Source organism: Amycolatopsis sp. NPDC001319, from assembly GCF_042896185.1.
GTDB lineage: Bacteria > Actinomycetota > Actinomycetes > Mycobacteriales > Pseudonocardiaceae > Amycolatopsis.
Genome location: NZ_JBIAWY010000002.1, coordinates 226596 through 245399 on the forward strand (window position 1 = coordinate 226596; position 18804 = coordinate 245399).

21 protein-coding genes are annotated in these 18804 nt (G+C 72.0%); 10 read left to right on the forward strand and 11 right to left on the reverse strand.

Going from position 1 to position 18804, the window contains the following annotated elements; all coding sequences use genetic code 11:
* Positions 1-245 precede the first annotated feature (245 nt).
* Together ACFY1H_RS06740 and ACFY1H_RS06745 are read left to right on the forward strand one after the other, a co-directional pair.
* Positions 246-1964: a helix-turn-helix domain-containing protein gene (locus ACFY1H_RS06740; protein WP_366576671.1), complete on the forward strand. Its 1719-nt coding sequence runs from the start codon at positions 246-248 to the stop codon at positions 1962-1964.
* A gap of 46 nt (positions 1965-2010) precedes the next feature.
* A complete protein-coding gene (locus ACFY1H_RS06745) occupies positions 2011-2553 on the forward strand; it encodes an enoyl-CoA hydratase-related protein (protein WP_386945111.1) in 543 nt (180 codons plus the stop codon).
* Positions 2554-2574: 21 nt separating this feature from the next.
* On the opposite strand, the gene ACFY1H_RS06750 is transcribed toward ACFY1H_RS06745, so the two are convergent.
* A complete protein-coding gene (locus ACFY1H_RS06750; RefSeq protein WP_366576667.1) occupies positions 2575-3606 on the reverse strand; it encodes an LLM class flavin-dependent oxidoreductase in 1032 nt (343 codons plus the stop codon).
* A 147-nt stretch (positions 3607-3753) separates the two neighbouring features.
* Here ACFY1H_RS06750 and ACFY1H_RS06755 point away from each other — a divergent pair, with 147 nt between their 5' ends.
* A complete protein-coding gene (locus ACFY1H_RS06755) occupies positions 3754-4278 on the forward strand; it encodes a L,D-transpeptidase (RefSeq protein ID WP_386945113.1) in 525 nt (174 codons plus the stop codon).
* Positions 4279-4294: 16 nt separating this feature from the next.
* Here the strand turns inward: ACFY1H_RS06755 and ACFY1H_RS06760 are convergent, their stop codons facing one another.
* The 4 genes from ACFY1H_RS06760 to ACFY1H_RS06775 all read right to left on the reverse strand — a co-directional run bounded on the left by ACFY1H_RS06760 (position 4295) and on the right by ACFY1H_RS06775 (position 7514).
* Positions 4295-5590, reverse strand: coding sequence for an NAD(P)/FAD-dependent oxidoreductase (locus ACFY1H_RS06760; RefSeq protein WP_386945115.1), 1296 nt, complete (start codon positions 5588-5590; stop codon positions 4295-4297).
* Between the two features lie 87 nt (positions 5591-5677).
* A complete protein-coding gene (locus ACFY1H_RS06765; RefSeq protein WP_386945117.1) occupies positions 5678-6091 on the reverse strand; it encodes a VOC family protein in 414 nt (137 codons plus the stop codon).
* 188 nt (positions 6092-6279) lie between these two features.
* Positions 6280-7065 carry a SigB/SigF/SigG family RNA polymerase sigma factor gene (locus ACFY1H_RS06770; protein WP_366576659.1) on the reverse strand — a complete coding sequence of 262 codons (786 nt, stop codon included), beginning with the start codon at positions 7063-7065 and terminating at the stop codon, positions 6280-6282.
* A complete protein-coding gene (locus ACFY1H_RS06775) occupies positions 7062-7514 on the reverse strand; it encodes an ATP-binding protein (protein WP_386945119.1) in 453 nt (150 codons plus the stop codon). Before ACFY1H_RS06775 ends, ACFY1H_RS06770 begins: the two co-directional genes overlap by 4 nt.
* A 218-nt stretch (positions 7515-7732) precedes the next feature.
* Between ACFY1H_RS06775 and ACFY1H_RS06780 the strand changes: the two genes are divergently transcribed.
* Both ACFY1H_RS06780 and ACFY1H_RS06785 read left to right on the forward strand, forming a co-directional pair.
* Entirely contained in the window at positions 7733-8464 is a 732-nt protein-coding gene (locus ACFY1H_RS06780) for a GAF and ANTAR domain-containing protein (protein ID WP_366576655.1), read from the forward strand.
* A gap of 85 nt (positions 8465-8549) precedes the next feature.
* On the forward strand, positions 8550-9083 hold the full coding sequence (locus tag ACFY1H_RS06785; protein WP_366576653.1) for a bifunctional nuclease family protein: 534 nt from the start codon (positions 8550-8552) through the stop codon (positions 9081-9083).
* Between the two features lie 229 nt (positions 9084-9312).
* Here ACFY1H_RS06785 and ACFY1H_RS06790 read toward each other — a convergent pair whose 3' ends face one another.
* From ACFY1H_RS06790 to ACFY1H_RS06815, 6 genes are all read right to left on the reverse strand, one after another.
* Positions 9313-9498, reverse strand: a complete 186-nt coding sequence (locus ACFY1H_RS06790; RefSeq protein WP_366576651.1) for a hypothetical protein — start codon at positions 9496-9498, stop codon at positions 9313-9315.
* A 55-nt stretch (positions 9499-9553) separates the two neighbouring features.
* A complete protein-coding gene (locus ACFY1H_RS06795; protein WP_366576649.1) occupies positions 9554-10456 on the reverse strand; it encodes a TIGR03619 family F420-dependent LLM class oxidoreductase in 903 nt (300 codons plus the stop codon).
* Positions 10457-10541: 85 nt separating this feature from the next.
* Complete coding sequence (locus ACFY1H_RS06800) at positions 10542-10967, reverse strand: STAS domain-containing protein (protein WP_366576647.1); 426 nt, start codon at positions 10965-10967, stop codon at positions 10542-10544.
* A gap of 179 nt (positions 10968-11146) precedes the next feature.
* On the reverse strand, positions 11147-11644 hold the full coding sequence (locus tag ACFY1H_RS06805; RefSeq protein WP_366576645.1) for a hypothetical protein: 498 nt from the start codon (positions 11642-11644) through the stop codon (positions 11147-11149).
* 34 nt (positions 11645-11678) lie between these two features.
* Complete coding sequence (locus ACFY1H_RS06810) at positions 11679-12050, reverse strand: STAS domain-containing protein (RefSeq protein ID WP_366576643.1); 372 nt, start codon at positions 12048-12050, stop codon at positions 11679-11681.
* A gap of 377 nt (positions 12051-12427) precedes the next feature.
* Positions 12428-13240, reverse strand: a complete 813-nt coding sequence (locus ACFY1H_RS06815; RefSeq protein WP_386945122.1) for an LLM class flavin-dependent oxidoreductase — start codon at positions 13238-13240, stop codon at positions 12428-12430.
* Between the two features lie 308 nt (positions 13241-13548).
* Between ACFY1H_RS06815 and ACFY1H_RS06820 the strand changes: the two genes are divergently transcribed.
* The 5 genes from ACFY1H_RS06820 (at position 13549) to ACFY1H_RS06840 (ending at position 18782) form a co-directional block, all read left to right on the forward strand.
* Entirely contained in the window at positions 13549-15057 is a 1509-nt protein-coding gene (locus ACFY1H_RS06820) for a glycoside hydrolase family 30 beta sandwich domain-containing protein (RefSeq protein ID WP_366576639.1), read from the forward strand.
* 105 nt (positions 15058-15162) lie between these two features.
* A complete protein-coding gene (locus tag ACFY1H_RS06825; RefSeq protein ID WP_386945937.1) occupies positions 15163-16158 on the forward strand; it encodes a zinc-binding alcohol dehydrogenase family protein in 996 nt (331 codons plus the stop codon).
* A 71-nt stretch (positions 16159-16229) separates the two neighbouring features.
* Positions 16230-16757, forward strand: coding sequence for a PadR family transcriptional regulator (locus ACFY1H_RS06830; protein WP_366576637.1), 528 nt, complete (start codon positions 16230-16232; stop codon positions 16755-16757).
* On the forward strand, positions 16754-17968 hold the full coding sequence (locus tag ACFY1H_RS06835; protein WP_386945125.1) for a cytochrome P450: 1215 nt from the start codon (positions 16754-16756) through the stop codon (positions 17966-17968). The genes ACFY1H_RS06830 and ACFY1H_RS06835 overlap by 4 nt, the downstream gene beginning before the upstream one ends.
* Before the next feature lie 121 nt (positions 17969-18089).
* Positions 18090-18782, forward strand: a complete 693-nt coding sequence (locus tag ACFY1H_RS06840; RefSeq protein ID WP_386945127.1) for a TetR/AcrR family transcriptional regulator — start codon at positions 18090-18092, stop codon at positions 18780-18782.
* Positions 18783-18804: the final 22 nt, after the last annotated feature.

Sequence of the window (18804 nt, forward strand, 5' to 3'; positions counted from 1 at the left end):
GCCGGGCACCGGATGCAGCTCGCACGTCGCCGTCCGGATGCAGGGAATGACACCGCGAGTACCCTGTGATGGTGGTCTCAATATGAGACAGGCAGTGGTCGACGCTGCGGTTATGGTGACTGGCACACGACGTCGTGTGCCTGGCCGGGGCGCACGACGCCCTACTGCCGGGAGGTGAGGCTTTGACCGACGCAGGCGCCTCCATTTCGTCGCCGGACAGGCTGGCGAACGCCAGGGAGCAGTTCTTGTCCACGGAGGAGGTCGACGCGGAAAGCGTCCGCAAGACGATCCTCGCTTCGTGGTGGCGGTCCCGGACGCACCGGGTGGCCGCCGACCACGTGAGAACTCCGTACGTGGCGGATCCCGACCTCGAGACGCCCCTGCTGCAGAGCGCGGGCGCGGTGCTCGACGCCCTGGAGGACAAGCTCAGCGACCTCGCGGTGAGCGTGGTGCTCACCGACGACCAGGCGCTGGTGCTCGACCGCCGGACCGAAGACCGCGCGCTCGAGCGGTACCTCGACGGGGTGCAGCTCGCGCGCGGGTTCAGCTACGCCGAGGAGTTCGTCGGCACGAACGGGATCGGCACGGCACTCGAAGGCAGGCAGCCGACCGCGGTGTTCGGTCACGAGCACTACGCGGAGAACCTCGACACGCTCGCGTGCGCCGGCGTGCCCATCCGCCACCCGATCTCGGGCCAGGTCCTCGGGCTGCTGGACCTCACGTGCTGGAAGAAGGACGCCGGCCCGCTGCTGCTGGCCCTGGCCAAGGCGACCGCGCACGACATCGAGACGGAGCTGACCAACCAGGTCGGCCTGCGCGAGCTGAGCCTGTTCTCGGCGTACCTGCGGGCGTGCCGGCGTGGGCAGGGCATCGTTCTCGCGGTCAACAACGACCTCGTGATGCTCAACGACCACGCCCGCCAGCTGCTCGTGCCCGAGGACCAGGCCGCGCTGCTGGCCCGCGCCGTGGAGGCGCTGAGCTCGCAGTCGGACCGCTCGCTGTCGATGGACCTGCCCAGCGGTGCCCGCGCGCGGTTGTCCTACACGCCGGTCTCCAGCGACGTCGGCCCGGCCGGCGGCGTCGTGCGGGCCCGGCTGCTGCAGGAGCCCGAGGTCGTGTCGGCGCGCACCGACACACGCCAGCCCGTGCTGCCCGGAATCGTCGGCACGGGGGCGTTGTGGGTGCGGGCGTGTCACTCGGTCGGCCGCTTCGCGCGCGACCGCAAGTGGACCGTGGTCGAGGGCGAACCCGGCAGCGGCAAGCTCGCCATGGCCCGCGCCGCGCACTCCGGCTCGACGGCGAGCGCGCCGTGCGAGGTCGTGGAGCTCGACGGCGTCAAGGCGGGGGAGTGGGAGGCCCCGGTGCGGCGGGCGCTGCGCAAGGGCCCGGGCACCGTGGTGTTCCGCCACCTGGACAAGCTTTCGCGGGACGAGCAGCGCGCGCTCGCCGCGGTGCTGGACGACGCGCGGCTCGACGCGCGCGTGTGGGGCGTCGCGACGGTGTCGGAGGGGGAGCAGGACGGACTCGACACCGACCTGATGCGCCACTTCCCGACGTCGGTCACGGTGCCGCCGCTGCGGCACCACATCGAGGACGTGCGCGTGCTCGTGCCGTTCCTGCTCGCGCAGCTGGGCAAGGGCCCGCTGCTGCACTGCTCGCCGGCCGCGCTGCAGCTGCTGCTGCGCAACGAGTGGCCGGGCAACGTCGCGCAGCTGCGGCAGGTGCTGCGCAAGGTCGTGCACACCCGCCGCGCGGGCGTGATCGAGCCCGAGGACCTGCCGCCGGAGTGCCGGACGGTGGTCAAGCGCGTGCTCAACCCGCTGGAGTCGCTGGAGCGCGACGCGATCGTGCGCAGCCTCCTGGACGCCGACGGGAACAAGTCCCGCGCGGCCCACTCCCTCGGCATGTCGAGGGCCACGATCTACCGCAAGATCCGCGACTACGGCATCGACATCCCGTCGTGAGCCGTCTCGCGCGGGACGCTGCGATCGGGTGCGGGGAGGACGGCGCATGATCGACCTGGAGCACGACCACGGCGTCGCGGTGGTCCGGATGTACGAGAACCCTTGCGGGAGCATGGTTCCCGAGACGCTGGACCGGATCACCGCCGCGCTGGGTTACATCGGCGGCTCCTACGCGGTCGTCCTCACCGGCGGGGACGACGTGTTCGCCCGCGGCTTCGCCGGCGCGGCCGACCGGCTGGAGCGGGCCGTGCTCGCGATCGCCAACCACCCGAGCCCGGTCGTCGCCGCGATCGGCGGAGACGCGCTGGGTGCCGGTTACGCGCTGGCGGCCGCCGCCGACCTGCGCGTGATGGCGCAGGGGCGGCTCGGGCTCGGCGCGGCCGCGCACGTGCCGCCCGCCGTCGAGACGGTGCTGCGCCGCCACGCCGGCCCGGTCTGGCGCACGGTCCGCTCGGGCGAGCGCACGTTCACGGCGGAGGCGGCCCTCGTCGCCGGTCTGGTGGAAACGTGTTGCGCCCCCAGCGATCTGCTGCACGTGGCGGTGGAGCGGGCGGCGCGGCTGGCCGGCGGGGCGAAGCAGTTCTGCTGAGCCTTCACGCCCGCCCGGGCGTCAGCCGAACTCCTTGCGGATCTGCGGGAGCACCTCGGTGCCCAGCAGCTCGATCGCCTTCATCACCTTCGCGTGCGGCACGCCCGACCAGTCCATCTGCATGGCGTAGCGGTCGGCGCCGGTCAGCTTGCCGACGGTGATGATGCGCTCGGCGACCTCGTCCGGGCTGCCGACGAACAGCGCGCGGGCGCCCTCGGTGTACTGGTCGTACTCCCGGCGCGTGGGCACGGCCCAGCCGCGCGAGCGCGCGCCCCACTTCATCGTCTCGAGCCAGTACGGGTAGAAGGTTTCCTTGGCGTCCTGGGACTTCTCGGCGATGAAGCCGATCGCGCCCATGGTCACGTCGTGCTCGTCGTCGGTGTGCTCGCCGGCCGCCGCCGCGCGGCGGTAGAGGTCCACCAGCGGCGCGAACCGCTCCGGCTCACCGCCGATCACGGCGTAGACCACGGGCAGGCCGAGCAGCCCGGCGCGGATCGAGGACTCCGGGTTGCCACCGGTTCCGACGGAGATGCGCAGGCGCCGGCCGTACGGGCGCGGGTAGATGTGCGCGTCGGTCAGCGGCGGGCGGAAGCGGCCCGACCACGTGATCGGGTCCTCGCGGTCGATGCGCAGCAGGAGGGCGAGCTTCTCCTCGAACAGCTCGTCGTAGTCGCCGAGGTCGGCGCCGAAGAGCGGGAACGACTCGGTGAACGACCCGCGCCCGGCGAGCAGCTCCGCGCGGCCGCGGCTGAGCTGGTCGAGCGTGGTGAACTGCTGGTACACGCGCACCGGGTCCTCGGTGGAGAGCACCGTGACCGCGCTCGCGAGCGTGATGTGCTCGGTGACGCTCGCCGCCGCGGCCAGCACGGTGGCGGGGTTCGAGATGGCGTAGTGCTCCAGGTGGTGCTCGCCCAGGCCGTAGAACCCGAGCCCGAGCTCGTCGGCGAGCTTGATGCGCTCCACCGTCTCGGCGAGCCGCTGCGCCACCGACACCTGTTCACCGGTCACCGGGTCGGGCGTCCGGTCGCCGAAGCTGTAGATACCGAGTTCCATGTCCACTTCCTCGCGAGGTCCTGGCGTCGAACCTACCAGGCTTTGCTGACACGTCAACATTCCCTGCCGGTAGTGTCGGCGGTCACGGACTCAACCTTCCCGTCCGCTCACCCGTTGATCACGGGGACCGGACGACAGGAGTTGTCGATGCAGGCGAAGACCTTCGCGACGGGAGTGCTCGTGGCCGCCGCGGCCACACTGACGGCGTGCGCCGCACCGCAGGCGGCCACCACCACCCCCACGCCGCTGGCCGAGACGTCGCACCTCACGCCCACCACCACCGGGACCCCGCCGGCGCCGACCACCCCGCCGCCGCCTCCGCCCCCGCCGTGCGCGGTGACGACCGGCGCGTGCGCGAGCCTGTCGCTGCGGCTCGCGTGGCTGCTCAAGGACGGCGTCGTCGTACGCGGCCCGGTCGCGATGGAGTCGGGCGACGCGAGCCAGCCGACGCCCGTGGGCAGCTTCAAGGTGGCGTGGAAGGACAAGGTGCACACGAGCAGTGAGTACGGCGACCCGATGCCGAACTCGGTGTTCTTCGCGGCCGGCGGGATCGCGTTCCACGCGGGGCCGTTGGACAAGCCCTCCCACGGCTGCATCCACCTGACCGACGCCGACTCGGAGGCGTTCTTCGCCGGGCTGCCGGTGGGCGCGGCGGTCGAGGTGAAGGCCTGATCAGTCCACAATGGACTCAGGTGCGGCGGTGTGGTACCTCCGGGGAATCCGTGTCCAGTGGCACGGACGAGCCCCGGACGAGTCCCAATTGGACGGTCGGGCGGCGGCTCACCGTCGCGAGGCCCCAGCCGGTGGCGGTGCGCAGGCGGTTGCCCGGCATCGCCAGCAGGTGGTAGGCGCGGGTCACGATCTTCGCGGGCAAGCCCGAAAGCGGCACGTGCAGCGGGTTGGCCGCGGCGCGGCCCGCGCCCAGGTCGACCACGAACCCGAGGTCGTGGTGGCGATAGGTGCCGGGGGTGCCGTACCCGAGTGACGCGGCGACGTTGGTCCCCGCGAGCTTGCCCTGGCGTTCCGCGTGCTGCGCGGTCATGGCCGTGTACTCACCCGGCCGCGTCAGGTCGGGCACGGCCGCGACGTCGCCGCACGCGAAGACGTCCGGGTAGCCCGGCACGCCCAGCCGCGCGGTCACCACGACACGGCCCTTGGCCGTGGGCAGGCCGACGTCGGCGACGAGCGGATCGGGCCGCACCCCGACGCACCACACGAGCGTCCGCGTCGGGACGCGTTCACCGGTGGTGAGCGTGACGGCGTCGGGGGTGGCGTCCTGCACCGACGTCTTCGTCAGCACCTCGACGCCGCGTTCGCGCAGCACCGCGTCGGCAGTCCGGCCCAGGCGTGGCGACAGCTCGGGCAGCACCCGGTCGGCGATGTCGAGCAGCAGCCAGCGCACCGGCTGTCCGCCCAGCTCGGGGTGGCGGGCGACGAGCGCGCCGGTGAACGCCGGGCCCTGCACCGCGACCTCGGTGCCGGTGTAACCGGCGCCCACGACCACGAACGTGCAGCGAGCCGCGCGTTCCTCGGTGTCGTCGGTCGCGGCGGCGAGCTCGATCTGACGGGTGATGTGGTCGCGCAGGTAGAGCGCCTCCGGGACCCCGCGGAACCCGTGGGCGGTCTCCGCGACGCCGGGGATGGGCAGGAGCTTGTTCACGCTGCCGGCGGCGAGCACGAGCCGGTCGTAGGACAGCTCGTGGGCGCGGTCCTCGGGATCGGTGTAGCCCACCGTGTGCCCGTCGAAGTCCACAGTGGTCACCGTGCCGAGCACGAGCCGCACGCCGCGCAGGGTGCCGGGGATGGAGACGGTGATGCTGCGCGGGTCGAGCAGCCCGGCCGAGACCTCCGGCAGCAACGGCAGGTAGAGGAAGTAGTCGGTGGGGTTGACCACCACGACTTCCACGTCGTCGCCCGCGGTTCTGCGCAGCCGCTTGGCCGCGTTGTACCCGGCGAACCCGCCCCCGACGATCACGACCCGCATCACATCTGCTCCCGGTACGGCTGCGCGGACACGCGGTGGTCGCCCAGCGGCGGCGCGCGGCGATCCGCGCGCCGCCGCCGGACGGGCTCAGCTCTGCGGCTGCGTGATGTTGACCATCCAGCCGATGCCGAACTTGTCGACGCACATGCCGAACTCGTCGCCCCACATCTGCTTTTCCAGCGGCACCGCGACGGTGCCGCCGTCGGAGAGCTTGGCCCAGTAGCCGCGCAGCTGGTCGACGTCGTCGCCGCTGAGGCTCACCGAGATGTTCGTGCCGGGGTTGTGGTCCATGCCCGGCGGCGTGTCGGCCGCCATCAACGTGAACCCGTTCCCGGTCTCGAGCTGAGCGTGCATGATGTTGTCAGCCGCGGGGGAGTCGGGCATGCCGGACTCCCCGAACGTGTTGACGGTCAGCGTCCCGCCGAACACGTCCCGGTAGAACTCCATCGCCTGCCGGGCGTCGTCGCGGAAGCTGATGTACGGGTTGAGGATCGAAGCCACCGGACACTCCTTCGTCGTGGACGGGAATGAATCCTTGCAGAAGACGAAGGGGCGGACAACGGGGTCGCTCCGGCGGGTGAAGAAATCGTTTTTCCGTAACGGGTGCGGCTGCGCTGACCGCGGAGATTTCCGTTGCCGCGTGGCGGTTTCAGGCGTGTCCGGTGAAAAGATTTCGATTATTGCCGTGCTCACGGGTCGGTGGTGAGTTTTCCGCGAAGTTGTTCCAGGGTCTGTGACAGCAGGCGCGAGACGTGCATCTGGGAAATGCCCACGCGGTCGGCGATCTGGGTTTGCGTGAGACCGCCGAAGAAGCGCATCACGAGGATCGCGCGTTCGCGCTGGGGCAGTTCGCGCAGCAGCGGTTCCAGCGCCTCGTGGTTTTCGATGTGCTCGAGTTCCGCGTCCTCCTCGCCGAGGGTGTCCGCGAGCGACAGGGGTTCCGCGTCGTCGTGCACGGGCTTGTCGACCGACAGCGTCTGGTAGGCGTTGCCGGCGATGAGACCTTCGTGGACTTCGGTGACATCGAGTCCCAAGTGCTCGGCGAGCTCGGTCGGAGTGGGTGCGCGGCCGAGGGTCTGCGACAGCGCGCTCGAGCCGTGGCTGAGGGACAGGTGCAGTTCCTTCAGCCGGCGCGGCACGCGCACGGACCAGCCCGTGTCGCGGAAGTGGCGGCGGATCTCGCCCATGATCGTGGGCACGGCGAAGGACAGGAAGTCGGGGCCGCGGTCCGGGGTGAACCGGTCGATCGCGTTGATCAGCCCGATCCGGGCCACCTGCACGAGGTCTTCGCGGGGCTCGCCGCGGCCGGTGAAGCGCGTGGCGATGTGCTCGGCGACGGGGAGGAACTCCGTCACGAGCTGTTCGCGCAGGCGCGGGCGGTGCGGATCGTCCGCGTCGAGGGCGGCGAACTCTTCGAACAGCGGCACCGTGTGGGCGTACTCGTCACGGCGCCGGGTGACCGGCGGCTTGTTCACCGGGCCGTCCCCGGGGCCAGCTCCAGCTGGATGGCCAGGGTGTTGCCCGCGGTGTCGGCAGCGGGGGTGCTGGTGGCCGACACGGCGGTGGCCAGCGTCGTGAGCACGTGCCAGCCGAAGCTGCGCTCGCTCGGCAGCCGGGCGTGCCCGGTGCGGGTCGCGACGGTGATCGCGATGCCCTCGGGTGCCACGCGGAAGCGGCACGTCATCGTCTCGCCGAGGTCGGCGAGCTCGACGAGCTGCGCGCAGGCCTCGTCCACGGCCATCTTCGCGTCGGCGATCGCGTCGAGCCCGTAGTCGGCGCGCGCGGCCACGGCCTGGGCCAGCATCCGCACCAGCGGGATCTGCCCGGTCTCGGCGGGCAGGCGCAGCTCGATCACCTCGTCGAGCAGGTGGTCGACCGCCGGCATCCCGTGGCTCGGCGAGCTGCCGGCTGCTTCGTTCTCCATGCCCCCCGCATACCCACTCGGCCGGGCTTCGACACCTCGGTTCTTTTCACCGACCGGGCGGTGCGGAGGGAGCGGCACCGCGTGTCGGACAGGTGATCGGGATGCAGTAATGTCGCCCGAGGACCCGTTAAAGCGCTAGCGGCCAGTGGTGGCGCGCGCCCGGGTCTCGCCTGGTCAGCAGCGCCCTTCAAGTACCCAAGAGAAGGGGCCTGGGAAACATGACCGGCGGCCAGGAACGGCTATCCGCGCGGCTTGACGAAGTCACCGTGGCGATGGAGTCGCTGACCGCGATGCTCGACCACCAGGAACTCGATCTCGGCCAGATGCTGCAGGCGGTCTGCGAGCACGTGGTCGGTGTGGTCGCCGGAGCGGACATGGCCAGCATCACGCTGGTCCGGGACGGCGTCGGGGAGACCGTCGCCAGCACCGACCAGCGCGCGGTGAACTTCGACCGCGAGCAGTACCGCATCGGCGACGGGCCGTGCCTGCGCGCGGCCGAGACCGGCGCGCCCGTGCGGGTCGGGGTGGGCGCCGTGGCCGACCAGTGGCCGCAGTTCGCCTCGGCCGCCGAGGAGCTCGGCGTGGCGAGCTTCCTCGCCGCCCCGCTCACCGTCGACGGCGACATGAGCGGCGCGATGAACCTGTTCGGGTTCGGTGAACACGGGTTCAGCGACCTCGAGGTGAAAATCCTGGAGCTCTACACCGCCACGGTGGTGTTCGGCCTGCGCAGCGCGCGGCGCTACTTCGACGCGCAGGAGCTGGTGGCGCAGCTCAACCGCGCGCTCGAGACGCGAGCCGTGATCGACCAGGCCAAAGGCATCCTGATGGCCGCGCACCGCATCACCGCCGAAGAGGCTTTCCAACGGCTGGTGAAGCGTTCGCAGGACGGAAACCGCAAGCTCTACGACGTGGCGGCCGAGTTCGTGGCCGCCGTGTCCAGTTTTACCTGACCCCACCCCGCGCGGGTACGCGTGCCCGCGCGCGACACTGGGTATGTCCCCGAGGGGGATCTCAGTCCGGAAGCGGGTGAACCACATGGTGCAAGTGCGGGTCCAGGGCCTCGCCGTCGTCGCCCAGGAGGTGGCGCCGGTGGTGCTGCTGCGTGAGGAAACGGGGCAGCGCCGCTGGCTGGCCATCACCATCGGCGCGCCGGAGGCACAGGAACTGGCCGCCGCGCAGGAACAGGTGACCTCCGTCCGGCCGGGCACGGTCGAGCTCATCCTCGAGGTGGTGTCGGCGTTCGGGCGGCACGTGACGAGCGTCGAGGTCACCGAGCTGCGCGACAGCATCTTCCACGCCGACCTGGTGCTCTCGGACGGCGTGCGCGTCTCGGCGCGGCCCAGCGACGCGATCGCGGTGGGGCTGCGCGCCCACGCGCCCATCGACGTCGCCGAGGCCGTGCTGGCCGAGGCCGCGGTGGACGTGACGGTGGCCGGCGGCGAGGACCCGGCCGAAGCGCTCGGCGGAGAGCCGGGCGTGGGTACCGAGGACGAGATCCGCCAGTTCCGCGACCTGCTCGACGAGGTCAGCCCCGACGACTTCCGCGACCCCGGATCCGGGCCCGCCTGAGCGGGAATAGCGATCGCCGCTCGTGATGTTGAACGAGGCGGCCGATGCGCTCGTGTCCGCCGGGCTCACCCCTCGTCGAAGCGGTGCTCGGTCCGGCTGCGGAAGGCATCCGGCCGGCGCCGCGTCGTGCGAACTGCCGAGAGGCGGGCACGGCGCACCGGCCCCGAGACGATGGCCCCCGACCTGGCTCCGGTCGGGGGCCATCCTCGTGCCCGGGGACGATCTTGGCTCAGTCGCGCAGCTGCGGCGGCTCACCGTCCACGCCGAGGTCGACCTCCGCGTCGAAAGCGTTGTGGTCGTGCCCGGCCACCGGCTGGGCGATGTCGGTCCCGAGGTCGAAGCCGGCGTGCCGGGCGGCTTCGGCGAGCCCGTCGTTCTCGTCGGACTCGTGCCGGTGGTGGTGGCGCTCGATCATCCCGACATCTTCGACACTCCGGACCCCGGCGGGCAACCAACGGAGGGTGAACGCGTCACGCGGGCTCGTGCGAAGTCTGCCCCAGGATCGTCTCCACCAGCTCCAGCGCGTGGTCGGTGCTGCGCGCGGTGAAGGTGAGGTCCACGAACACGTCGTCCAGGTCGGTGTCCTGGGCGGTGCGCTCGATGGCCGTGACCACGTCGGCCACGCCGGCGTCGGCCCGCGGATAGACGCGCAGGATGGCGCCCAGCTCCGCGGGGTCGCGGCCGGCGTCGGCGGCCAGCTGCCGCAGGTTGGCCAGCGGAGCGAGGATCGCGGTCGCCGGGTCGTACTCGGCCGGCGGCGTGATCACCGGGAGCCAGCCGGCCGCCCGCCGCGCGATCCGGCGCATCGCGGCCGGTGCGTACCCGGCCAGGTACACCGGCGGCGTGCGGACGGGCTTGAACGAGTCGTGGGTCTCGGGCACGGTCCAGTGCCGGCCGCGGTACTCGGCGGGATCGGTCGTCCACAGCGCTTCGAGGGCGTCGAGGCATTCGTCGAGCCGCGCGCCGCGTTCGGTCATCGGCACGTTCACGGCCTCGTACTCCTCGGGAGACCAGCCCGTGCCGAGCCCCGGGACCAGCCGGCCGCCGCTGAGCGCGTCGATCGTGGTGAGCGAGCGCGCCAGCAGGGCGGGCGGGTACCAGGGCGCGTTGAGCACGTTGGTGCCGAGCCGCACCCGCTCGGTGACCGCGGCCGCGGCGGCCAGCAGTGCGAACGGGTCGAGCCGCACGGAGAACTCCGCCGGGATCGCGTCGGAGCCGCCGTACCCGACCTTCGGGTGCACCGGTGCGAGCAGGCGGTCGCCGACCCAGAGGCTCGCGGCGCCGAGCTCCTCGGCGCGCCGGGCGAAGCGGGTGACGCCCGAGCCGTCTCCGGCGAACGGGCCGAACTGGGGCAGGGTGAAACCGATGCGCATGGTGCTCTCCCGGCGTCCGCGGTGGTGGTCCCCGTGGTGATCTTGCCACCGGGGCCCGGGTTTCGCGGGGTGCGGCGGGAAACCCTCAGGGGGTGAGCCGCCGCTGGCCGGGGACGTCGACCGGCGAGAGGCCCGCGGCGGCGCCCGGGCGTTCGCAGCCGAGCGGCATGAGCTCGAGCAGGCGGCGAGCGGGGTGCGAGTCGCCGGGATCGACGTAGAAGTCGGTGTCGAACAGCTGGGCCAGCAGTTGCATGCGGCGCAGGACCTTGAGGCCGGCGACGGCGAGGAACGTGGTGCGGCTCAGGTCGATGATCACCACGCCGACCGTGCTGCGGATGCGGGCCTCGACGACTTCGGCGAGGTGGGGCGCGGTGCAGAGGTCGACCTCGCCGACCACCTCCACCACGGAAGCTCCGGGGACAGGCCGGTGGACGTGCAGGGTGAGCAGGTGTTTCGGGTCGACGTGGCCGACTCTGACGGACGGGGCTTTCGTGCGGCGTAGGGCGCTCATGGCGGCCCGCCTCTCGTAGGCCGCGCACCCGGGTGACGGCCGACCCGGACCGGAGTTCAGGCTTCCAGCCGATCGGCGCCAACGCTCCCGGAGCGCGGTGAAATCGCGGCGGCTGGTGGCTCAACCGAACACCCAGAATAGTGCACGTGCACTAGAGCCGCCAGCCACCGCCGGAATGGTTACCGCCGAACCTGCCTGCCAGCCGCGATGTAGGCGTTGGAGTCGCCGAGGAACGAGAACACGACGCCGATCACGGCCGCGAGTGCCGAGAGGTAGCTCAGCCAGGTGCCGCCGCTGCCCGCGATGAGCGACAGGACCTGCAGCACCGTGAGCACGGTCAGCACGATCCGCGCCCAGTTGCGCCCGGCCCGCAGTTTCACCGCGAACAGCAGGTACAGCAGCGCGATGATCACCGCGATCACGACCGCCACGATGAGCGCGATGTTCGCGGCCTGGTCGAGCTGGGCCTGGCCGAGGTTCGGGTTGGTGCGGCGCGCGGCGTCGATGAGGTCGTCCTTCTGCCCGAACAGCAGCAGGGCGCCGACGATGCCGATCACGGTCGAGACGACGAACGCCCAGAACGCGACCGTGATGGTGCTGGGCACGGCCGGACGTGGGGGTTCGTTGGAGGGCGGCGGCTGGTTGGGCTCCTCGGGAAATCGTGGCAGATCGCTCATGCGAGGACATTAGGCCCGCCGCGGCGGCCTCGCACTACGACGTGGCCGCCTCCAGGTCCGGGTGGATCTCCAGCACCGAGTCGAGGTGCAGCAGCCCGATCGGCCGCAGCAGGCCGCGCTGCTGCGTCACGATGCGGAACGGGATCCCGGCCTCGGTCGCGCGGCCCCGCACGTCGATCAGCACCGACAGGCCGCTGGAGTCGCAGAACGGCACTTCGGACAGATCCACGACGAGCACGCCGGGGCGCGCTTCGAGGGCCGCGACGAGCTGGTCTCGCAACGCGTCCGACACCGCCGTGTCGATCTCCCCGGCGGCGGTGACCACCGTCGTGCCGCCGGCGGTCGTGGTGGTGATGTCGAGCGTGGGCAGGCGCCGCGCGCCGGCCGCTCTGAGGTCGTCGGTCACGACAGGTTCCCTCCGCGGTCACGGGCCCGCCAGACAGCCGCTGACAGCAGGCCCGGTGCCCGGCCTCGAGCCGGGACACGGTCTGGTGACGGCTGGGTGCTCAACCGTGGTCGTCCCGAAAGTATCAGCCCCGGCCCACCCGGGCAGGCCACGCCCTCACCGGCGTGGCGGCCCGGCGTCGACGACCGCCATCGAGAGGTCGAGAGCGCGGTCGGCTTTGGTGAGAGCGCCAGGTTGCCGGCCGGGGTGCTCGGCGTCGACGACGGTGCGGGGCCCGGGGGCGGCGTGGTGAACGTGCCGGGGTCGATGGTGGCCTCGTTGCGACTGTGGGCCGGGGGCTCCGGTGTCGAATGCGGGGTCGCGTTCGGCTGGAGGTCTCAGCGGCGTGGCGGCCCGGCGTCGACGACCGTCATGGAGAGGTCGAGGGGGTCGAAGTGGATGAGCGATTCGAGCCACCACGTCAGGCCCGCCTCGGTCAGTGCGCCTAGGTCGACCGGTGAGGGGTGGTCCCAGGCGGGGCTGGCGTTGCCGGCCACCGCGACGGCGAAGGGGCGGCCCGGTGGGCGCGTGGCGGTGACCAGGCGGGCCAGCTCGTCCGGTGCCGGCGGGTGGGGGCCGGCGAGGGGGAAGATGCCGTCGCCCCTGGTGGCGCGGGCGAGGACGCGCGGGTGGTCGGTGGACAGGGCGGTCCAGACGGGGATGGGGTGGGGCTCGGGTGCGCCGGCGTCGAGGTCGACGTGGAAGTGGGTGCCGCGGTGGTGCACCTCGGCGCCCGACCAGACGGCGCGCATGATCGCCAAGGCCTCGTCGAACTTCGCCGAGCGGGGGCCGAGGGGCTCGCCGAAGCGGGTGAAGTCGCCGGTCTCGTCGGAGCCGAGGCCGGTCCCCAGGACGAGCCGTCCGCGCGAGAGGCGGCTGACGGTGGAGGCCTGGCGGGCGAGCACCCACGGCCGGCGCCGCGCCGGGGGAGTGACCATCGGGCCGAGCAGGATCGTGCTCGTCGCCTGGGCGATCGCGGCGAGCGTGGTCCACGGGTCCGCGATCGGCGGCTCGCCGGGCACGACGTGGTCCCACAGGAACACCCCGTCCCAGCCGGCGGCCTCGGCTCGGACGGCGAGCTCGACCAGCACCGCCGGGTCGCCGAACGGTCCGAACGGCGGCAGGTACAGGCCGTGGCGAAGGGTGCCCACCGGGGATCTCCTCACGTGAGTGGATTCGGGCCACCGTAACGAGTCCGCGTTCAGCGGGCTGAATTGCCTTGCCCGGCAACGGGAACCGGCGCGGGCGGTTGCCGGTCAGTGGCACGGGAAAGGGCCGGACGTGCGGACAAACCGCCTGAACGAAGGGAAACCGGAGCGGGGATCTTGTCACGGCGCCGGCGGTTTGGTTGTGTCGGTGCGGACCCCCGGTCGCGGCCGCCAACGCGGGCCCGGGTTCCCCGCGGTGCCGATCAGGTGCCGTGTCCGCTGGGTTTTCCCCGTGAAACGAAGGAATCTGCATGCCGCGCTTGCGAAGAGTGCTGTGTTCGGTGACGGCCGCGGCGGCCGCCGTGACCGTGGCGGCCGGGTCGGCGACCGCCGCCTCCGGGCCCGAGATCGCGCCCGCCGCCGCAAACCCGTCCGCGCCGGCCGCCGTGTCGCGGACGGTCCACGAGTGGCTCACGAACCCCGGTGACGCCACGCCCGTCGACACGCAGCTGAGCTGGCAGAGCCCGGCCGCGGCGGCACCCACGACGGTCCGCGTCGACGGCGGCGTCAAGTTCCAGACCGTGTCCGGCTTCGGCGCGGCCATCACCGACTCGTCGGCCCAGGTGCTCTACGGCCTCACCCCGGTCAACCGCGACGAGGTCATGAAGAACCTCTTCGACCCGCGCGCCGGCGCGGGCATCAGCTTCCTGCGCCAGCCCATCGGCGCGTCGGACTTCGCCGTCGGCCAGGACTACAGCTACGACGACCTGCCGGCCGGGCAGACCGACTACGACATGAAGCACTTCTCCATCGCCCACGACGAAGCGCAGATCCTCCCGCTCGTGCGCCAGGCGAAGAAGCTCAACCCGCAGCTGGAAATCGTCGCGAGCCCGTGGAGCATGCCGGGCTGGATGAAGACGTCCGGCTCGATGATCGACGGCAAGCTCATCGACTCGCCGAAGATCTACCGCGCCTACGCGCTGTACCTCGTGAAGTTCCTGCAGGCCTACCGCAACGCCGGCGTGCACGTGGACTACCTGACCGTGCAGAACGAGCCGCAGGCACTGGAGCGCAACAACTACCCGGGCACCGATCTGCCGTGGCAGCAGGAGGCGAAGGTCATCGAGGCGCTCGGCCCCGCCATCCACGCCGCCGGGCTCGACACGAAGATCCTCGGCTTCGACCACAACTGGAGCGAGCACCCCGGCGACATCGCCTCGCACCAGCGGGCCGGTGAGGACCCGCAGCCGGAGTACCCGTACGACCTGCTGTCCACCCCGGCCGCGAAGTGGATGGCGGGCACCGCCTACCACTGCTACTACGGTTCGTCCGACGCCCAGACGCCGCTCAAGGCTTCGTTCCCCGGCAAGGACATCTTCATGACCGAGTGCGAGGGCGGCGACTCGTCGACGATCCTCGGCGTGATGCGCAACTGGGGCCGCAGCTCCATCGACTGGAACATCGCGCTCGACGAGAACCACGGCCCGCACCTGGGCGGCTGCGGCACCTGCAACGGCACCGTCACCGTGAACTCGCAGACGAAGGCCGTGACCTACAACGACCAGTACCGCGACATCGAGCACTTCTCGAAGTTCGTGCCGCCGGGCTCGGTGCGCATCGCGTCGTCCGTGGTCTACACCAGCGGCAGCAGCACGCCGATCGAGGCGGTCGCGTTCACGACCCCCGACCGCTCGACCACCGTGGTCGCGCTGAACACCGCGAAGACCGAGCAGAAGTTCACCGTCGTCTCGGGTGACCGCTCGTTCGACGCGACCGTGGGCCCCGGCGCCACCGTCACCTTCCAGTGGAGCGGCCGCTGACCGACCGGGTGGTGCGGGGCGGGGGAAAGCCCGCCGCCCCGCACCGCGCGCGGTACGTTCGGGTTCCCGGACGAAGGAGCGGCGATGACGGGACTGCCGGCCACCATGCGGTCGTGGCGCGTCACGGCGCCGGGGCCGATCGGCACCGCGCCGCTGACGCCCGCGAACGGACCGGTGCCCGAACCGGCGCCCGGTGAACTGCTCGTGCGGGTGCTCGTGTGCGGCGTGTGCCGCACGGATCTCCACGTGGCGGAAGGGGATCTGCCGGTGCACCGGCCGGCGGTGACCCCCGGGCACGAGGTGGTCGGCGAGGTCGCCGCCCTCGGTGAAAGCGCGAGCGGCACCTTCGCCATCGGTGACCGCGTCGGGATCGCGTGGCTGCGCCACACGTGCGGCACGTGCAAGTTCTGCTTGCAGGGCACGGAAAACCTGTGCCCCGCATCGCTTTACACGGGCTGGGACGCCGACGGCGGCTACGCGGAGTACGCCGTGGTCCCAGCGGACTACGCCCTCCCCCTGCCCGCCGGTTACGGCGACGACGAGCTGGCGCCGCTGCTGTGCGCCGGGCTCATCGGCTACCGCGCGCTGCTGCGGGCCGAAGTGCCCGAAGGCGGGCGCCTCGGCGTGTACGGCTTCGGCGGCAGCGCGCACCTCGCCACGCAGGTGGCTCTCGCGCGGGGCGCGACCGTCCACGTGGTCACGCGCGGCCGCGCGGCGCAGCGGCTCGCGCTCGACCTCGGGGCCGCCTCGGCGGGCGACGAGCCGCCGCCCGAGCCGCTCGACTCGGCGATCCTGTTCGCCCCCGCCGGCGGGCTGGTGCCCGGCGCGCTGGCCGCGCTGGACCGCGGCGGAACGCTTGCGATCGCGGGCATCCACCTTTCCGACGTGCCCGTGCTGAACTACCAGCGGCACCTGTTCCAGGAGCGGCAGCTCCGCAGCGTCACGGCCAACACGCGAGCCGACGCCCGGGAGTTCCTCGCCTTCGCCGGCCGCCACCACCTCGAAGTGACCACGCGTCCGTACGCGCTGGCCCGCGCGGACGAGGCGCTGGCGGACCTCGCGGCGGGCCGGTTCACCGGCGCGGCCGTCCTGCGCGCCTGACGGGGATTTTCCGCCGACGTGACTCGTTCGGCCGTTGGTGGGTCACGATAACCTAGGTTACGGTGACCTAGATGTGGATCGACGTCCTGCTGCTCGCGAGCCTCGCCAAGCAGCCCATGCACGGCTACGAACTGCGCCGGAAGGTCGAGGAGTCCAGCGGCCGGGCGCTGTCCAACAACTCGCTCTACCCGGCGCTGCGCCGCTTCGCCGAAGCCGGTGCCGTCACGCGCAGCGCCGAGACGCAGGAGGGCAAGCCGCCGCGGCACGTCTACACGATCACCGACGTCGGCCGTGAACTGCTGCACGACCTGCTCGCGGATCTGCCGCCCGACCTGGCCGGCGATGCGACCGAGTTCCTCTCGCGGCTCGCCGGGTTCGGCTGGCTCGAGCCCGCGGAACGGCTGCGGGTGCTCGACGCGCGGGAGACCGCGCTCGTGGCTCAGGGCGAGCGGCTGGGGAAGCTCGCCGAGGCGCAGGAGAACCCGTGGAGCCGGCTGGTGCTGGCCGAGGTCGGCCGCCGGGCGGAGCAGGAACTGAGCTGGCTCGCGACGGTGCGTGCGCGGGCCCGGAAACCGTCACCCGAGGAGGAGACCCGATGACCACCACCGAGCGTGCGCCACGGCTGCCGTTCGACCGGCCGAACGTGCTCGAGATCGCGCCCCTGTACCAGGTTCTGCGCCGCGAAGGCCCGATCGCGCGGGTGACGACGCCGGCCGGCGACCCGGCCTGGCTCGTGACGCGGTTCGAGGAGGCCCGCGCGGTGTTCACCGACCCGCGCTTCGGCCGTTCGCACCCGAAGCCGGAGGAGGCCTCGGCGGTGTCCGACGCCGCGTTGCTGAGCGGACCGCGGGGCGACTACGAGACCGAAGAGGCCGAGCACGCACGGCTGCGGCGCCTGCTGGTCCCGGCGTTCTCTGCCAACCGGATGCGCAAGCTCGGCGAGCACGTCCAGGAGCTCGCCGACCGGTGCCTCGACGAGCTCGAGGCCGCGCACGACGCCGCGGGCGGCGAACCCGTGAACCTGCACGACTTCCTGTCGTTCCCCTTGCCGGTGCTGGTGATCTGCGAGCTGCTCGGCGTGCCGTACGCCGACCGGGACAAGTTCCGCGACCTGTCCGACCGCATCGGCGTGCTCGACAGCGGCGGCGACGCGAAGCTCGCGATGGACGAGTTCGCCGCGTACATGGGCGAGCTGGCCGACAAGAAGCGCGCGGAGCCGGCGCAGGACGTCGTGTCCGACCTCGTCGCCGCGCAGGCCGACGATCCGACGTTCACCGACGACGACCTCGGCCGGCTGGCCGCGGGCCTGCTCTTCGCCGGCCACGAGACCACGTCGAACCGCATCGACCTCGGCGTGCTGTTCCTGCTCACCGACCTCGCGCGCCGCGACGCGCTGGCCGCCGACCCCGAGGGCCGCGTGCACAGCACCGTCGAGGAGATCCTGCGGATGTCCGCGCCGGGCGGCCTCGGCCTGCTGCGCTACGCCCACGAGGACGTGGAGATCGGCGGGGTCGCGATCCGGCGGGGCGACGCCGTGATGATCTCGACGTCGTCGGCCAACCGCGACGCCGGCGTGTTCGCCGACCCCGAGGAGTTCGACGCGGACCGCAAACCCAACTCCCACATCGCGTTCGGCTACGGCGGGTTCTTCTGCATCGGCGCGAGCCTCGCGCGCACCGAGCTGCGCGTGGTGTTCAGTGTGCTGTTCCGCCGCTTCCCGAACCTGCGCCTGGCCGTGGACGTCGACGACCTCGACGTCCGCTCCAACCGCGTCACGGGCGGGGTTTCGAGCGTGCCGGTCACCTGGTGACCGCGCCGGGCCGCACTCCTTCCGGGGGTGCGGCCCTATCGTTGATAGGGATGACCCGTAGCGACGCTATGACGTGCGTAACAATGCTACGCGAATGAGTTATCTGAGCTACACTGGCTGCATGGACATCCGCACCCAGATGCTGGAGGCCGCCGAGAAGCTGCTCGACGCCTCGCCCGACCGCGACATCTCCACGCGCGCCGTGTGCGAGGCGGTCGGGGTCGGCGCGCCGATGCTGTACCGCCTGTTCGGCGACAAGAACGGCCTGCTCTCGGCTGTCGTGGACCACGGGTTCGACCGCTACCTGGCCACGAAACGCGCGGCCGAGCCGTCGGCCGACCCGATCGCCGACCTCAAGAACGGCTGGGACACCCACATCGCGTTCGCGCAGGAGCACCCGGCCGTCTACCGGCTGATGTACTCCCCGGCGTTCACCGAGATCCCCAGCGCCGCGCAGGAAGCGCTGCGGCTGCTGCGAGAGGTGCTCGTGCGCTGCGCCGCCATCGGCCGGCTGCGCGTCGACCCGGACGCCGCCGCGCAGCGCGTGATGTCGGCGAACATCGGGGTCGCGCTCAACATGGTCACCCAGCCGCAGGTCTACACCGATCCCGAGCTGTCGCGGCGCGTGCGCGACGCCGTGCACGACAGCCTGCTCACGCCCGAGAACGGCACCGAGGAGGCCGACAGCTCGACCGCCCCGCTGCCCACCGCGGCCCTGCAGCTCGCCGCGCTCCTGCGCACCGAGGACACCACTCTCGGCACCGAGGAGACGCAGCTGCTGCTGAAGTGGCTCGACGGCCTGGCCCGTGACTGAAGAGTCCGAAGTGGACGGATGC

What these genes read in the sequence shown, in the direction of transcription:
- ACFY1H_RS06745 (WP_386945111.1), top strand. Translation starts at nt 2,011, where the DNA reads ATGATCGACCTGGAGCACGACCACGGCGTCGCGGTGGTCCGGATGTAC.
- ACFY1H_RS06750 (WP_366576667.1), bottom strand. Translation starts at nt 3,606, where the DNA reads ATGGAACTCGGTATCTACAGCTTCGGCGACCGGACGCCCGACCCGGTG.
- ACFY1H_RS06755 (WP_386945113.1), top strand. Translation starts at nt 3,754, where the DNA reads ATGCAGGCGAAGACCTTCGCGACGGGAGTGCTCGTGGCCGCCGCGGCC.
- ACFY1H_RS06760 (WP_386945115.1), bottom strand. Translation starts at nt 5,590, where the DNA reads ATGCGGGTCGTGATCGTCGGGGGCGGGTTCGCCGGGTACAACGCGGCC.
- ACFY1H_RS06775 (WP_386945119.1), bottom strand. Translation starts at nt 7,514, where the DNA reads ATGGAGAACGAAGCAGCCGGCAGCTCGCCGAGCCACGGGATGCCGGCG.
- ACFY1H_RS06780 (WP_366576655.1), top strand. Translation starts at nt 7,733, where the DNA reads ATGACCGGCGGCCAGGAACGGCTATCCGCGCGGCTTGACGAAGTCACC.
- ACFY1H_RS06785 (WP_366576653.1), top strand. Translation starts at nt 8,550, where the DNA reads ATGGTGCAAGTGCGGGTCCAGGGCCTCGCCGTCGTCGCCCAGGAGGTG.
- ACFY1H_RS06790 (WP_366576651.1), bottom strand. Translation starts at nt 9,498, where the DNA reads ATGATCGAGCGCCACCACCACCGGCACGAGTCCGACGAGAACGACGGG.
- ACFY1H_RS06795 (WP_366576649.1), bottom strand. Translation starts at nt 10,456, where the DNA reads ATGCGCATCGGTTTCACCCTGCCCCAGTTCGGCCCGTTCGCCGGAGAC.
- ACFY1H_RS06800 (WP_366576647.1), bottom strand. Translation starts at nt 10,967, where the DNA reads ATGAGCGCCCTACGCCGCACGAAAGCCCCGTCCGTCAGAGTCGGCCAC.
- ACFY1H_RS06805 (WP_366576645.1), bottom strand. Translation starts at nt 11,644, where the DNA reads ATGAGCGATCTGCCACGATTTCCCGAGGAGCCCAACCAGCCGCCGCCC.
- ACFY1H_RS06820 (WP_366576639.1), top strand. Translation starts at nt 13,549, where the DNA reads ATGCCGCGCTTGCGAAGAGTGCTGTGTTCGGTGACGGCCGCGGCGGCC.
- ACFY1H_RS06825 (WP_386945937.1), top strand. Translation starts at nt 15,163, where the DNA reads ATGCGGTCGTGGCGCGTCACGGCGCCGGGGCCGATCGGCACCGCGCCG.
- ACFY1H_RS06830 (WP_366576637.1), top strand. Translation starts at nt 16,230, where the DNA reads ATGTGGATCGACGTCCTGCTGCTCGCGAGCCTCGCCAAGCAGCCCATG.
- ACFY1H_RS06835 (WP_386945125.1), top strand. Translation starts at nt 16,754, where the DNA reads ATGACCACCACCGAGCGTGCGCCACGGCTGCCGTTCGACCGGCCGAAC.
- ACFY1H_RS06840 (WP_386945127.1), top strand. Translation starts at nt 18,090, where the DNA reads ATGGACATCCGCACCCAGATGCTGGAGGCCGCCGAGAAGCTGCTCGAC.